General features: G+C 70.2%; 10 protein-coding genes. 6 read left to right on the top strand and 4 right to left on the bottom strand.

All coding sequences use genetic code 11. From position 1 onward, the window contains the following. Positions 1-15 precede the first annotated feature (15 nt). Positions 16-4,203 (top strand): HAMP domain-containing protein, encoded by a 4,188-nt coding sequence (locus AB0O34_RS02415; protein ID WP_363911730.1) that lies wholly within the window; start codon positions 16-18, stop codon positions 4,201-4,203. Next, complete coding sequence (locus AB0O34_RS02420) at positions 4,203-4,829, top strand: response regulator (RefSeq protein WP_363911732.1); 627 nt, start codon at positions 4,203-4,205, stop codon at positions 4,827-4,829. The genes AB0O34_RS02415 and AB0O34_RS02420 overlap by 1 nt, the downstream gene beginning before the upstream one ends. A gap of 9 nt (positions 4,830-4,838) precedes the next feature. Here AB0O34_RS02420 and AB0O34_RS02425 read toward each other — a convergent pair whose 3' ends face one another. Together AB0O34_RS02425 and AB0O34_RS02430 are read right to left on the bottom strand one after the other, a co-directional pair. After that, positions 4,839-6,485, bottom strand: coding sequence for an HD domain-containing protein (locus AB0O34_RS02425; RefSeq protein WP_363911734.1), 1,647 nt, complete (start codon positions 6,483-6,485; stop codon positions 4,839-4,841). Positions 6,486-6,494: 9 nt separating this feature from the next. Then, positions 6,495-8,288 carry an NYN domain-containing protein gene (locus AB0O34_RS02430; RefSeq protein ID WP_363911736.1) on the bottom strand — a complete coding sequence of 598 codons (1,794 nt, stop codon included), beginning with the start codon at positions 8,286-8,288 and terminating at the stop codon, positions 6,495-6,497. A gap of 234 nt (positions 8,289-8,522) precedes the next feature. Between AB0O34_RS02430 and pyrE the strand changes: the two genes are divergently transcribed. Further along, positions 8,523-9,059 carry an orotate phosphoribosyltransferase gene (gene pyrE, locus AB0O34_RS02435; RefSeq protein WP_363911738.1) on the top strand — a complete coding sequence of 179 codons (537 nt, stop codon included), beginning with the start codon at positions 8,523-8,525 and terminating at the stop codon, positions 9,057-9,059. On the opposite strand, the gene AB0O34_RS02440 is transcribed toward pyrE, so the two are convergent. Both AB0O34_RS02440 and AB0O34_RS02445 read right to left on the bottom strand, forming a co-directional pair. Then, complete coding sequence (locus tag AB0O34_RS02440; RefSeq protein WP_363911740.1) at positions 9,037-9,486, bottom strand: hypothetical protein; 450 nt, start codon at positions 9,484-9,486, stop codon at positions 9,037-9,039. The two genes, pyrE and AB0O34_RS02440, sit on opposite strands and share 23 nt — an antisense overlap. 111 nt (positions 9,487-9,597) lie before the next feature. Beyond that, the gene (locus AB0O34_RS02445; protein WP_363911901.1) at positions 9,598-10,290 is read right to left on the bottom strand and encodes a VTT domain-containing protein; all 693 of its coding nucleotides are present in this window, start codon (positions 10,288-10,290) and stop codon (positions 9,598-9,600) included. A 225-nt stretch (positions 10,291-10,515) separates the two neighbouring features. Here AB0O34_RS02445 and fbaA point away from each other — a divergent pair, with 225 nt between their 5' ends. From fbaA to AB0O34_RS02460, 3 genes are all read left to right on the top strand, one after another. Further along, positions 10,516-11,538: a class II fructose-bisphosphate aldolase gene (gene fbaA / locus AB0O34_RS02450; protein WP_363911742.1), complete on the top strand. Its 1,023-nt coding sequence runs from the start codon at positions 10,516-10,518 to the stop codon at positions 11,536-11,538. A gap of 249 nt (positions 11,539-11,787) precedes the next feature. Next, positions 11,788-13,377: an asparagine synthase-related protein gene (locus AB0O34_RS02455; RefSeq protein WP_363911744.1), complete on the top strand. Its 1,590-nt coding sequence runs from the start codon at positions 11,788-11,790 to the stop codon at positions 13,375-13,377. A 55-nt stretch (positions 13,378-13,432) separates the two neighbouring features. Further along, positions 13,433-14,653: a class I SAM-dependent methyltransferase gene (locus AB0O34_RS02460; RefSeq protein ID WP_363911746.1), complete on the top strand. Its 1,221-nt coding sequence runs from the start codon at positions 13,433-13,435 to the stop codon at positions 14,651-14,653. The last annotated feature ends 4 nt before the right edge of the window (positions 14,654-14,657 follow it).

Consider the following 14,657-nt stretch of genomic DNA (forward strand, 5'->3'; position numbering starts at 1 on the left):
CGTGAAGGAGGCTTCATGAAGGGTACCCCGACGATGGGGGCCAGTTCGGAGCGGTCCTATACCGAGTCTGAGCTCCGGCCTCTCCTGGAGACGCTCATCACGTGGCGTGACGGCGACTTCCGGCGAAGGGTGCCCCATGCCCCACCGGGCATTCTCAGCGAGGTCCGCCTGCTGGTCAACGAGGTGGCCGACCGCCGTGAGCACCTCGCGAACGAGTTGCTGCGCGTACGCCGTGAAGTGGTCAAGGAGGGGCGCTTCGGCGTCCGCCTGACGCCGGGGCCCGGCGTGGGCTCCTGGGCCGAAAGCGTCGACTCCGTGAATGCGCTGATCGACGCCCTCGTCGGCCCGGTCAGCAGCGCGGCGGACGTCCTTGACGCGGTCGCCCAGGGCGATCTGTCGCGCCGCATCGACATGGACCGCACCTCACGCGGAGAGGTCCGGCGGCTCGGCAAGGCCATCAACGGCATGGTCGACCAGCTCTCCCTCTTCAGCTCCGAGGTCACAAGGGTCGCACGCGAGGTCGGGTCCGAAGGCCAGCTCGGCGGACGGGCCAACCTCCGGGGCATGTCCGGAAGCTGGCGCGACCTCACCGAGGCCGTGAACACCATGTCCAGCCGGGTGTCCGCCCAGGTCCGCGACATCGCCGTGGTCACCACCGCCGTGGCGCGGGGCGACCTCAGCCGCAAGGTCACGGTCGACGCGGTCGGCGAGATGCTGGAGCTCAAGAACACCGTCAACACCATGGTCGACCAGCTCTCGGCCTTCGCCGAGGAGGTCACCCGCGTCGCCCGCGAGGTCGGCACCGAGGGCGAGCTGGGCGGTCAGGCCCGCGTGCGGGGCGTGTCGGGCGTCTGGAAGGACCTCACCGACAACGTCAACGTCATGGCGAGCAACCTCACGAGCCAGGTGCGCAACATCGCCACCGTGGCGACGGCCGTCGCGCAGGGCGATCTCTCCAAGAAGATCACCGCCGACGCCAGAGGCGAGATCCTCCAGCTCAAAGAGACCCTCAACACGATGGTCGACCAGCTCTCGCTCTTCGCCGACGAGGTCACCCGCGTGGCCCGCGAGGTCGGCACCGAGGGCCAGCTGGGCGGCCGAGCCGAGGTGAAGGGCGTGTCGGGCGTCTGGAAGGACCTCACCGACAACGTCAACTCCATGGCCAACAACCTCACCTACCAGGTGCGCAACATCGCCCAGGTGACCAAGGCCGTGGCCGGCGGCGACCTGTCGAAGAAGATCGACGTCGACGCCCAGGGCGAGATCCTCGAGCTGAAGTCCACGATCAACACCATGGTCGACCAGCTCTCGTCGGTCGCCTCCGAGGTGAGCCGCGTGGCCCGCGAGGTGGGCTCGGAGGGCCAGCTCGGCGGCCAGGCGCAGGTGCGCGGCGTGTCGGGCGTCTGGAAGGACCTCACCGACAACGTCAACTTCATGGCGAACAACCTGACCTCCCAGGTCCGGCAGATCGCGGCCGTGTCCACCGCGGTCGTCCAGGGCAACCTGTCCCGCAAGATCACCGTGGACGCTCAGGGCGAGATCCTGCAGCTCAAGGACACGGTGAACACCATGGTCGACCAGCTCTCGCTGTTCGCCGACGAGGTCACCCGCGTCGCCCGCGAGGTCGGCACCATGGGCCAGCTCGGCGGCCAGGCCAGGGTCCGCGGGGTGTCGGGCGTCTGGAAGGACCTCACCGACAACGTCAACCTGATGGCCACCAACCTGACCTACCAGGTCCGCAACATCGGCGAGGTCACCACGGCGGTCGCCAGGGGCGACCTGTCCCGCAAGATCGACGTCGACGCCCAGGGCGAGATCCTCGTCCTGAAGACCACCATCAACCGCATGGTCGACCAGCTGTCCTCGTTCGCCTCCGAGGTCACCCGCGTCGCCCGCGAGGTCGCCTCCGAAGGGCAGCTCGGCGGCCAGGCTCGCGTGGAGGGCGTCGAGGGCACCTGGAAGCGGCTGACCGAGAGCGTGAACGAGCTGGCCAGCAACCTCACCACCCAGGTGCGCGCCATCGCCGAGGTCACCAGCGCGGTCGCCCGGGGCGACCTGACCCGCTCGATCACCGTCGACGCGCAGGGCGAGCTGGCCGACCTGAAGGACAACATCAACACGATGGTGTCCAACCTGGTCGGCACCACCAAGGCCAACCAGGAGCAAGACTGGCTCAAGAGCAACCTGGCCCGCGTCTCCCGCCTCATGCAGGGCCACCGCGACCTCATGGAGGTCGCCAAGCTCATCATGATCGAGCTCACGCCGCTGGTGTCCGCGCGCTACGGGGCCTTCTACATGGTCCCGAGCCCGCACGACAACGAGCTGCGGCTGATCGCCGGATACGGCGTGCGGCCCGGCCGCAACCCCCGGCAGAGCTTCGCCTTCGGGCAGGGCATCGTGGGGCAGGCGGCGGCAGAGGGCCGGCCGATCGTGCTCGAGGACGTCCCCGCCGACTACCTCACCATCGACTCGGGGCTGAGCCGGTCCACCCCGGCGCAGATCGTGGTCCTGCCGGTCCTGTTCGAGGACCAGGTGCTCGGCGTGCTCGAGCTGGCCTCGTTCAGCCGCTTCGGCGAGGTCCACCTGGCCTTCCTCAACCAGCTCGTCGAGACCATCGGCGTCACGATGAACACCATCATCGCCAACTCCCGCACCGAGGGCCTGCTCATCGAGTCGCAGCGGCTCACCACCGAGCTGCGCGAGCGCTCCGACGAGCTCCAGCGCCAGCAGGAGGAGCTGCGCAGGTCCAACGCCGAGCTGGAGGACAAGGCCGCGCTGCTCGCCAAGCAGAACCGCGCCATCGAGATCCAGAACTTCCAGATCGAGCAGGCCCGCCGCACCCTGGAGGAGCGCGCCGAGCAGCTCGCGGTCTCCTCGCGCTACAAGTCCGAGTTCCTGGCCAACATGTCCCACGAGCTGCGCACCCCGCTGAACAGCCTCCTGGTGCTGGCCAAGCTCCTGACCGAGAACAGCGACGGCAACCTCACCTCCCAGCAGGTGGAGTTCGCCAGGACCATCTACGGGGCCGGTTCGGCGCTGCTACAGCTGATCAACGACATGCTCGACCTGTCCAAGGTCGAGGCGGGCCGCATGGACATCTACCCGCAGCAGCTCTCGCTGCCCAAGCTGGTCGATTACGTCGAGGCCACCTTCACCCCGCTCGCCCAGGACAAGGGCCTGTCCTTCACCGTCGAGGTCAGCCCCTCGGTGCCCGAGGAGCTCCGTACGGACGAGCAGCGCCTCCAGCAGGTTCTGCGCAACCTTCTGTCCAACGCCGTCAAGTTCACGCCGAAGGGCGAGGTGCGGCTGAACATCACCCGCGCGGCGGGCGACGTGCCGTACATCGACGAGACGCTCCAGGACAGCGACGACATCCTGTCGTTCGAGGTGGTGGACACCGGCATCGGCATCGCGCCCGAGAAGCTCGATGTGATCTTCGAGGCGTTCCGCCAGGCCGACGGCACGACCAGCCGCAAGTACGGCGGCACCGGTCTCGGCCTGTCGATCTGCCGCGAGATCGCCAGGCTGCTCGGCGGGGAGATCCACGCCAAGAGCGAGCCAGGGCACGGCAGCACGTTCACGCTCCACCTGCCGATCAGCTACGCCGGGCCGCTCGCGGGCGGGGACGGCGGGGCGGCGGTCTCGCTGCCCGGCGTCCACCCTGGGCGGGTTCTCCAGCTCGACTCCTCCGACGTGCTGCCCGAGCTGCCGCTGAACGACGATCTGCAGATGCCTCAGCTACCGCAGGCCGGCGAAAGTCAGACCTGGCAGGGCGACGATCCGCTGAACGGTGCGAAGATCCTCATTGTGGACGACGACATCCGGAACGTCTTCGCGCTCACGAGCGTGCTCGAAAGGCACGGCTCGACCGTGGTCTACGCGGAGAACGGCCGCGAGGGCATCGAGCAGCTCGAGCGCAACGAGGACGTGGCGCTGGTGCTGATGGACATCATGATGCCCGAGATGGACGGGTGGGCCACGACCTCGGCCATCCGCCACATGCCGCAGTTCGCCGACCTGCCGATCATCGCGCTCACCGCCAAGGTGATGCGCGGCGACAGGGAGAAGAGCATCGCCTCCGGCGCCTCCGACTACGTTCCGAAGCCGGTGGACGTCGATCGCCTGCTCGAACGCCTGCGGGGCTGGCTCACACGCGGGCGGGCCGCGGGTGACGCAAGAGACGCAAGAGAAGGACGCGGTTGATGCCGGACAGAGCGAAAATCCTCCTGGTCGACGACCGAGAGGAGAACCTCATCGCTTTGGAGGCCATTCTCAGCTCCCTGGACGTGGTCGCCGTGCGGGCGCGGTCCGGGGAGGAGGCCCTCAAGGCGCTCCTCAGCATCGAGTTCGCGCTCATCCTGCTCGACGTGCGGATGCCCGGCATGGACGGTTTCGAGACGGCGGCGCACATCAAGCGGCGCGAGCGCACCCGCAACATCCCGATCATCTTCCTGACGGTGGTCGACAGCGCGCCCGACTATGCCTTCCGCGGGTACGCGGCGGGCGCGGTCGACTACCTGACCAAGCCCTTCGACCCATGGGTGCTCCGGGCCAAGGTCTCGGTGTTCGTCGAGCTCTACAACATGAACCGCAGGCTGGCCGAGCAGGCGTCGCTGCTGCGCGAGCGTCTGAGCGTCGAGCTCACGGACGGCACGGCGGCCGAGGTGCTGCCCGAGCTGTCCCGGCGGCTGACGGCCGTGGAGGACGAGCTGTCGCGGGTCGCCGAGCTGGCCGACAAGTCCAACGGCGGCGCGTCCCTGACCGGGCCGCTGAGCGACCTCTCCGAGCGCGTCCTGCACCTGCGCGCCGGCTTCGACGCCCTCTCGTGAGGGCCGGGGTCAGGCGCTGTCGGCGGTGAGCTTGGACACCAGGGTCTCCAGCTCCACGACGCCCGCCGCCACGGCCGTGTACAGGTCGTCCAGCTCGCGGTAGCCCAGGCGCCCGGCGACGCTGCCGGACACCCCCCGGGACTCCAGGTCGAGAAGCTCCATGCCGGTCGCGGCGACGGCCTCGGCCACCATGCGCCGCCCGGTGGCCGCAGCGGCGTCGGCGCGCTGGGTGGCGAGGTGCCGGCGGATCAGCAGCCTGGCCGTGGGCGTGGTCGCGGCGTCGAGCCCCTCGGCCGAGGGGCGGGCCGTCTCGGCGGTGAGGATGTGCACCACCGCGCCGTTGTCCAGCCGCGCGTGCAACGGCGCGAGCTTGCCGTTGACCAGTGCCCCGATGGCATGGTTGCCGATCTCGGGGCCGAGGGCGTAGGCGAAGTCGATCGGGGTCGCGCCGGGAGGCAGCGGGATCACCTCGCCCTCGGTGGTGAACGCGGCGATGAGGTCGGGACGAAGGTCGCCGCGCAGCGACTCCAGGAAGTCGGCGGAGGACGCGTCGTTCTGCCAGGCCAGCAGGCGGCGCAGCCACTCAAGGTCGATGCGCCCTGCCACGTCCGCGCGCTGCCCCCGCGCGACGTCGTGGATGTGGGCGGCGAGCCCGCGCTCGGCCAGGCGGTGCATCTGCCTGGTGCGGATGATGACGTCCATGACCTTGCCGCCGTCGGCGATCACCCGCGTGTGCAGGGCGCGGTAGAGGTTGAACCTCGGCAGCGAGATGAAGTCCTTGAGCCTCCCGGGCACCGGGCTCATGCTCGTGTGGACGGCTCCGAGCGCGATGTAGCAGTCGCGGTCCTCCCCGTCGACGAGCACGAGCAGCCGGAACAGGTCGGCGGGCTGGAGCGTGTCGAGGTGGTGGCCCACATCGAGGTGGACGGCCCAGAGGTGCCGGCGGTGAAGCATCACCTCACCCGACAGCCGTTGTTCCTTCAGCGAGGCCCTCAGGCGCCGCACCGCGGGCTCCAGGAGCAGCCGCCCCTCGGCCTCCCGCGCGGCCATCGCCGCGGCGATGGCCGTGTGGGCCTCCGGCTGTAACACCGAGAAGCAGAGGTCGTCCATCTCGCGCTTGAGCTCGTACATGCCGAGCCGCTCGGCGAAAGGGATCAGGAGCTCCTGGGACTGGCGGGCGATGCGCTGCTGCTTGTGCGCGGGCTGGAAGCCGAGCGTGCGCAGGTTGTGCAGCCTGTCGGCGAGCTTGATGAGCAGCACCCGCAGGTCGGCGGCGGCGGCCAGGACCATCTTGCGGAACGTCTCCGCCTCCGCGCGCTCACCCCACTTGGAGCCGTCGAGCTTGGTCACCCCGTCGACCAGGACGGCGATCTCGTCGCCGAAGTCCGACCTCAGCTCGTCGAGCGTGTAGGAGGTGTCCTCGATCGTGTCGTGCAGGAGCGCCGCCTGGAGCGTCGCGGTGTCCATGCCGAGCTCGGCCAGGATGAGCGTGACCTCGATCGGATGGATGATGTAGGGCTCGCCCGACTTGCGCGACTGGCCGCGGTGGGCCAGCTCGGCGGCCTCGTACGCCCGGCGCACGGGCCCGAGCTTGGCCTTCGGATAGCCGGCCCGGTGGGCGCGGAGAACCGGCTCAAGGTCTGAACGCGCCCGCATGGCACAACGTTAGCGCCGGGCGCGTTCCAGGGCGTCCCAGAAGCCCCGGCGAAGCGCGTGGCGTACCTCGTCGTGCAGGAGGAAGTCGATCGGGAGCGACGAACCCTGGAGCAACCGCGCCTCGAGATCGGACGGCATGCGCGGCTTTCTGGCGAGCACGGCCTCCAGCCAGAGGGCCGGGGCGTCCCTGGCGACCGACTCGCCGAAGTCGTGCCCCTCCTTGTGGGCGGCCTTCACCGCGTCGGCCAGGGTCGTGGTGCCCGGCGTGGTGTGCGAGGGAACGGGAGCCGGTTGCGGGCCTGTGTAGGGCCCCAGTTGGGGGCCGGGATACGTCGGGGGCGTGCCGGAGGAGCCCATGTTGTACTGGCTGGGCACGGCCGGTGGCTGTGGTGGGACGGGCGCCGCCATGGGCGGGGAGGGCGGTGCCTGGGGAGGCGGCTGCGGCGGGGGCTGGGAGGGCTGCTGCGGCTCGGCGGCGTAGCTGGAGTAGGCGGCGGGCAGCGCCGGCTGGGAGGGGCGCGGCGGGCTTGGCGGCGGGGAACCGGCGCCGTGGGATCCCGTGCCGCGGGTGCCCGACCCATGCGAACCGGGCCCGTAGGAGCTCACTCCCCCCTGAGAACTCACTCCCTGAGAACTCACTCCCTGAGAGCTCGACCCCTGAGAGCCGTGGGAGCCCGAATGGGACCCCGACCCGTACGAGCCGGACCCATGCGAACCGGTGCCGGAGCCTTGGGAGCTCGCGCCCGAGCCCTGTGAGCCGTGCGAGCCGATGGCGGTCCAGGAGCCGGTGGCAGGGGCGCTCGGCTCCAGCGGGCCGGACCCGTGGGCGCCGGACCCCTGCGCGGCCTGCGGTGGTGACTCCTCCTCGGGGGAGGACGACCCGTGGGAGCCCTGCTCGAAGGACGCGGACCCCGTGGAGCCGGCCCCCTGAGAGAGCCCGTGGGAACCAGACCCGTGGGAACCCGAGCTGTGGGAGCCGGTGCCGAAGGCGCCGGACCCGTGGGAGGACGACCCGTGGGAACCGGACCCGTGGGAGGACGATCCGTGGGAGGACGATCCGTGGGAGCCCGACCCGTGGGAGGACGACCCGTGGGAGGACGACCCGTGGGAGGACGAGGACGCCGGGGAGCCGGCCTGCGTGGAACCGGAGGAGGAAGGCTGGTGGCCGTTGCTCTGGGCGTGCCCGTTGTCCCTGGGCCGGCCGTTGCTCACCGGCTGCGGGAGATGCTGCCCGTTGCCGGACATGTCTGCGCCGCCCGTGACGTTGCCGGTCACCAGGTTGACGTACGGCCGCAGGTGGCCGCTGCCGATCTCGATCAGGTCGTCGCACTCCTGCTGGAGGGTGCGGGACACCGCCCAGCTCCCGTCGGCCGCGATGTGGATGACGGTGACCCGGATGCCGAGATCCTGGGCGTCGCTCACCACCTGGGCGAGATCCTCGTCGCCGCTCACCACCACGGCGTCGCAGATGGCGTTGTTGCGGGCCAGGGTCATCAGGTCGCGGTGGACCTGGGCGTCCACGCCTTCCCTGCGGCCGGGCCTGATGCGCGCCAGGCGGAGCTTGAGGCCGGGAATGTCGGCCAGCGCGTCGTGCTCGGGGGTGCGCCTGCCCTCGACGGTGGCCTCGTACCAGTAGCAGCGAAGGAGCGGGAGGTCGGTGCGCTCCCGCGAGAGGGTGGAGAGAAGTTGCAGCAGGCCGGGGTAGTCCCAGGCGACGGCCTCGCGATGGCGGGTCCCATGCACGGCCATCGCGCCGTCCGCCAGCAGATAGCCAGCGTCCACGAACAGCGCGCAGCGATCCACGCGACACCGCCCTTTCCTACATGGCCCAAGCCCGGTGGCAGCCGAAGCCCGGCCCTATCTCAGGGTAATGAAGCCACTGATCGTGCGAGGGTGAATCCCGGCGATTCGGCCCGCGCCTGACCATATCTAGGAACGTTCACGCGAACCGTACCAGTTTGTCCCCTATAACCGACCTGCGGTGATAAACGAGTAGCCCAGCGGTCCATCCGAATCCCCCCTCTCTAGGCTGGCCCCATGAGCGACCGTGCGAATCTGCTGGACGAGATCAAGAACAAGGGGGTGGTGCACGGCCGGGTCGTGCTCTCCTCGGGCCGCGAGGCCGACTGGTACGTGGACCTGAGGCGGATCACGCTCGACGGCACCGCCGCCCCGCTGGTCGGCCGGGTGATGCTCGACCTCACCGAGGACCTCGACTACGACGCCGTGGGCGGGCTGACCCTGGGCGCCGACCCCCTGGCCGCCGCCATGCTTCACGCCGCCTCGGGACGCGGGCGCCATCTGGACGCGTTCGTCGTCCGCAAGGAGGGCAAGGCCCACGGTCTGCAACGCCGCATCGAGGGGCCCGACGTCACGGGCCGCCGCGTGCTGGCCGTGGAGGACACCTCTACCACGGGCGGGTCGGTGCTCACGGCGGTCGAGGCGCTGCGGGAGGCGGGAGCCGAGGTCGTCGGCGTGGCGACGATCGTGGATCGGGGCGCGGCGGCGAAGATCGAGGAGACCGGCCTGCCCTACCGCACCGCCTACACCCTCACTGACCTGGGCCTCGACTGACCTTGAAGCTCTGCCGCTCCCCTGGCTTGCCAGGGGAGCGCGCCTCGCCGTTCACCTCGACGTACACCGTGGAGGCGTCGTCGAGGACCACGTCGAGGTTCGGCTGGGAGTACACCGCCTGCTGGCCACGGCTCAGCTCGCGGTCCTCGACCACGTCGCCGCCGGTGACGCGGACGAACAGGGGGCACCGGTCGGCTCGGCACTCGACGAGAAGGGTGGGGATCTCGGCGTCGGCCGAGGTCTGGTCGACCGAGGGCGAGGACGCCGGGCTCATCCGCGACACCTGACCGGTGGCGCCCGTGCCGGGCGGCGCGGTGCCCTGGTCGTCGGACTTCAGCGACCCCATCAGGGACAGCACTCCGACCACGATGAGAGCCAGCACCACGAGGATCGCCAAGCCTACGAGAAGCAGGCGGGCGATTCCCATGGGGTCAGACCGATGGCGTCCCACATACTGGAGGGTAGCGCGTGCGTGCGAGCACCAACGCCGCTCCGAACAGGACTCTTATAGCTGGACGGCCGAATCGGGCCCGACGCGCTACAGCGGGGAGGCCGAGTCGCGGTGGTGCCGGCCGCGCGGCCCGTCCGCTCCGTCCCTCGACTCCTTGCGGCTCTTCAGCACCTCACGCACGATCGGGATGACCGAGAGGAGGATGATCAACACGGCGCCGGGGAGGATGTAGCGGTCGACGTTCGGGATGGCGCTGCCGGCGAAGTAGCCGACGAGGAGCATCGACTCGGTCCACAGGATGCCGCCGACGACGTTCCACACGAAGAACTTCGGAGCGGGCATGCCGAGCATGCCGGCGACCGGGTTGAGGAAGGTGCGCACGATCGGGATGAACCTCGCGAGCACCACGGCCTTGGACGGGCCGAACTTCTGGAAGTAGTGCTCGGCCTTCTCGACGTACTCACGCTTGAACAGCCGGGACTCGGGCCTGGAGAAGAGCCGGGGGCCGGACTTCGCGCCGATGAGGTGCCCTAGCTGGGCGCCGGCGATGGCGCAGATGGGGGCGGCGACGAGGAGAACGCCCAGGGGGAACGGCGAGTCGAGGCCGACCGAGGACGCGACCGCCGCGGAGGCTCCCATCCCGGCGACGACCAGGAGCGAGTCACCCGGCAGGAAGAACCCGATGAGCAGCCCGGTCTCCGCGAAGATGATCGCGAGGATGCCGATGAGCCCGAAGGTGACGATCCACCATTGGGCGTCCAGAAGATTTGTGAGGTCCATCACGGATGAGGGTACCCCCGACCGGCGGGTGAGGCGCGCTGGACGGGTAGGACCAGGTATGTCTAGTCATGAGGGTGACCTGGCGGGCCGGCCGGACACGCACACCCGTTGGTGAACACGAGCCCGGCTCCTGCTTCCTCGCCCGCCGCTCCTTCGCAATACTTGCCCCCGGGGAAGACCGAGCCCCGTGCCAGCCATCCGTTCCTTTCAGGGAGATGACTTCCGATGCCTATCGCGACCCCAGAGGTCTACGCCGACATGCTCGACCGGGCCAAGGCCAATGGTTTCGCATACCCGGCGATCAACGTGACCTCCTCGCAGACGTTGAACGCCACGCTCCGCGGTTTCGCCGAGGCCGAGAGCGACGGCATCGTCCAGGTCTCGACCGGCGGCGCCGAATACCTGTCCGGCACGTCCGTGAAGGACATGGTGACCGGCGCCGTCGCGCTGGCGGAGTACGCCCGCGTCGTCGCGGACAAGTACCCCGTCAACATCGCGCTGCACACCGACCACTGCCCGAAGGACAAGCTCGACGGCTTCGTGCGCCCGCTGCTGGAGATCTCGCGGCAGCGCGTGGCCTCGGGCAAGGACCCGCTGTTCCAGTCGCACATGTGGGACGGCTCCGCCTGCCCGCTCGACGAGAACCTCCAGATCGCCCGCGAGCTCCTCGAGAAGGCCCGTGAGGCCCACGTGGTGCTGGAGGTCGAGATCGGCGTCGTCGGCGGCGAGGAGGACGGCGTCGTCGGCGAGATGAACGAGAAGCTCTACAGCACCCCGGAGGACGCGCTCGCGACCGCCGAGGCACTCGGCCTCGGCGAGCGTGGCCGCTACCTGCTGGCCGCCACCTTCGGCAACGTGCACGGCGTCTACAAGCCGGGTCACGTCAAGCTCCGCCCGAGCGTGCTGAAGGAGATCCAGGACGCCGTCGCCGCCAAGTACGGCAAGGAGAAGCCCTTCTACCTGGTCTTCCACGGCGGCTCCGGCTCCTCGCTCGACGAGATCCGCGAGGCGATCTCCTACGGCGTGGTGAAGATGAACATCGACACCGACACGCAGTACGCCTTCACCCGCCCGGTCGCCGACCACATGTTCCGCAAGTACGACGGCGTGCTGAAGGTCGACGGCGACGTGGGCAACAAGAAGGAGTACGACCCGCGTGCGTGGGGCAAGTCGGCCGAGACCGGCATGGCGGCCCGCGTCACCCGGGCCTGCGAGGACCTTCTGTCCGCCGGCACGAAGATCTCCTGAGCCCAGGAGAACGCCGCCGACTCGGACATCTGACTCGACGTAGACCGAGATTGTGGAAGATGTCCTGATTTGCAGGGAACGGGCTGGCCGCAGGGCCTGCCCGTTCCATGTGAATTTCCTGAGAATATGCGTACAAAGAGATGATTACGCGGCTGGAGTAACAAATACGTCGTTAGCATGAGCTAAATGTCCATCTCCTACCGAGCGCGACCATATGTGTGCGGTGCCATCGGAAAGTGGGATGCACGCGTGGCGGAGCGGCTGCTGTCGGCCTCGCCGCGAGGGCTCGACGAGGTGCACCGTTCCCCTCTGGCCGCCCTCTGGTCGACGGGCGAACCGGAAAACTGGTCCGCGGGGTCGCGCTCCGGCTACCTGTGGTGGCCCGCGGCGGGCGGTCCGCCCCAGCCGCACTCCTGGCAGGACGCCGCCGAGCGCCGCCTGGCCGCCGGGCTGGTCGTCGACCACCAAGGCGCCGTTCTGCACACCGACGCCCTCGGCCTGAACGAGCTGAACATCCGTCCACTCGGGGACGCCCTCTACTTCTCCGCCCGCATCGACCCCCTCGTCCAGTTGGACGACGGCCCCCTCCACGTGGACTGGTCGGCATGGGCGAACCTGCTGGTGATGACGACGCAAATCGGGGACGAGACGCCGTTCTCCGAGATCAGGCACCTGGAGCCCGCCACCGCCTGGCGCGCGACCGGCGGGAGGCCGGAGCGGCTGCGGCGGGAGCGGTTCGAGCCCGCCTGGCTCGCCGCCGAACCGGACAAGCCGCCCGCGCCCGAGGAGATGGTCGACCTGCTCGCCGATCGGATCCCGCACCGCGCGGGGCCGGTGGCGATCGGGCTCAGCGGCGGCTGGGACTCCCGGCTGCTCGCCGCCCTGGCCGTACGCCGTCCCGGGAGCCAGATCGAGGCGTGGACCACCAGCACCGACGACGGCCTCGACCTGGACGTCACCCACGCCGCGACCGTCGCGGCGGCCCTGGGCGTGCCGCACCACGTGGTCAAGCCGGGTCCCGAGGCCTGGTTGGAAGAGCACCGGCAGGTGTGGCGCCGCACCCAGTACCAGACCCTGCACCACGGCTGGGCCATGCCGTACGCCCGGGCGGTGCACCGCCTGCGGGCGCCGCTGATCGACGGCTGCCTCGGGGACGGGCTGCTGAGGACCCGCGCCGACCATCCCGAGGTGGCGCGGGCCACCAGCCCGGAGCGGGCGCGCACGATCACCTGGAAGGCCCTGTCGACGCACTTCCCCCGGCAGCCGGAGGTCTGGGCGCCGGGCGCGGGCGAGGCGCTCGCCGACCTCAGCCTCTCGGCGTTCGACCGGGTGACCAAGCCGGCCGAGGGGCATCACGCGATGCCGGTCCTCGCCAGGCTCCTCACCCGGTACCGGGGGATCTTCAGCTCGCCGAGCTGGCTGCTGGGGCCCGAGGCGGAGGTCTGGCTGCCGTTCGCCGACCCCGATGTGATCACCAGTGCCCTCCGGGTGCCGCTCAGTGCCCGTGAGGGGCACGCGTACTACCGGGCGATGCTCGGTCACGGGGCGCCTGAGGTGGCCTCGCTGCCCTCGACCAACGATCCCGGCGACCGGCCCGAGCCCGGCCCTCAGCGCAAGACCAGCCCGGCCGCGCTGGCCTCGCTGGCGGAGAGCATCGCCCAGAGCCCTGAGGTGCGTGCGCTGCTCGGCCCCCGCCTGCTGGCGACGCTGACCGACGCCGAGCTGCGTGCGCGGCAGACCCGCTGGTCAGGGCCGCTGTACGTACTCCAGTGGGCGAGCATGCTCGCTCGCTGGCACGGCGAGTACAGCTCCCGCCTGAGCTGGGAGCCCCTCGTCTGACCAGTACATACTCTGGAACCCCCTGCCTGCCCGAATACGTCCAGAAAGGGTAAGAATGCGGACATTACCCCCACGCCTACTGCTGATCGTCAGCGCTGCCTTCGCGGGCCTCGCGATGATCACACTGGTGCTGCTGTCCGCTGCGGGAATCGTGGGACCGGCCTCGGCCGTCCAGATCGCCCTCTCCATCGCGATCCTGGCCGCGGCGGCCGTGATCCTCGTGGGCGGGCGCAGGACCGACGGCAAGGCGCTGCGAATCGACGCGCGGACCAAGCGCCAGGATGCCGCGCTCGCCAGGACCGAGCAGACCCTCGCCCAGCTCGCGACCACGCTCGACGGGCTGCCCGGCCGCCTTGAGGACGCCGGCCGCCACCAGGCGCGCGTCCTGCTCTCGGCGCTCGGCGAGGACCGGATGGAGCTCACCACGCAGACGGACCGGCTCGCGCAGCTCGCGAGCGCCGTCTCCCGGGTCGACGCCACCGTCCGGCAGAGCGCCGACGACCTCGACGACCTGCGCAAGCTCCGCCACGACCACGAGCAGCTGACCGGCCTCACCGGCACCGCCCTCCAGGCCGTACGCGACGTCGCCGAGCGGCTGGACGTCCTCGGCGGCGCGGTCCGCGACGGCCAGGCGGACCTGGAGAAGTCGGCGCGCCAGAACTACTCGCAGCTCGAAGCGCTCATCGACATCAGGGCGCTGCTCCAGCCCCGCGCCCCGCTTCCCCCGCTTCGCGGCTGGGCGGCCTCTCCCGACGTCCTTCGCCTGCTCATCGAGCGGATCGCGGTGGATCGTGCCAAGATCGTCGTCGAGTGCGGCAGCGGTTCCTCCAGCGTCTGGCTCGGCTACGCGGTGCAGCGTTTCGGGGGCGGGCGGGTCGTCGCGCTGGAGCACGACGAGCGGTTCGCCGAGGCGTCGCGGGACCTCGTCCTCGCCCACGGGCTGCAGGACACCGTCGAGATCCGCCACGCGCCGCTCACCTCCTGGAGCGCCGAGTCCATTCCCTGGTACGACCCCCGGGCCGTGGAGGATCTGAGCGGCATCGGGCTCCTCTTCGTGGACGGGCCCCCGGGGGCCGCCGCCCCGCTGGTGCGCTACCCGGCGGTGCCCGTGCTGCTGCCGCGCTGCGCCGCCGACGCGTGGATCGTCCTGGACGACACGAACCGCCCGGCCGAGCGCGAGGTGGCCGACCGCTGGCTCAGGGAGTATCCCGAGCTGGCCGGCACGGCCCACCCCGCCGAGAAGGGCGCGATGGTGCTCAGGCGGAACGCCGGATGAGGTG

The sequence above is a fragment of the Sphaerisporangium sp. NPDC088356 genome (assembly GCF_040685555.1).
In the GTDB taxonomy this organism is placed as follows: Bacteria; Actinomycetota; Actinomycetes; order Streptosporangiales; family Streptosporangiaceae; genus Sphaerisporangium.

Bases quoted from the DNA above. Each gene is read 5' to 3' on its own strand.
- AB0O34_RS02415 (WP_363911730.1), top strand. From the start codon at position 16: ATGAAGGGTACCCCGACGATGGGGGCCAGTTCGGAGCGGTCCTATACC.
- AB0O34_RS02420 (WP_363911732.1), top strand. From the start codon at position 4,203: ATGCCGGACAGAGCGAAAATCCTCCTGGTCGACGACCGAGAGGAGAAC.
- AB0O34_RS02425 (WP_363911734.1), bottom strand. From the start codon at position 6,485: ATGCGGGCGCGTTCAGACCTTGAGCCGGTTCTCCGCGCCCACCGGGCC.
- pyrE (WP_363911738.1), top strand. From the start codon at position 8,523: ATGAGCGACCGTGCGAATCTGCTGGACGAGATCAAGAACAAGGGGGTG.
- AB0O34_RS02440 (WP_363911740.1), bottom strand. From the start codon at position 9,486: ATGGGAATCGCCCGCCTGCTTCTCGTAGGCTTGGCGATCCTCGTGGTG.
- AB0O34_RS02445 (WP_363911901.1), bottom strand. From the start codon at position 10,290: ATGGACCTCACAAATCTTCTGGACGCCCAATGGTGGATCGTCACCTTC.
- fbaA (WP_363911742.1), top strand. From the start codon at position 10,516: ATGCCTATCGCGACCCCAGAGGTCTACGCCGACATGCTCGACCGGGCC.
- AB0O34_RS02460 (WP_363911746.1), top strand. From the start codon at position 13,433: ATGCGGACATTACCCCCACGCCTACTGCTGATCGTCAGCGCTGCCTTC.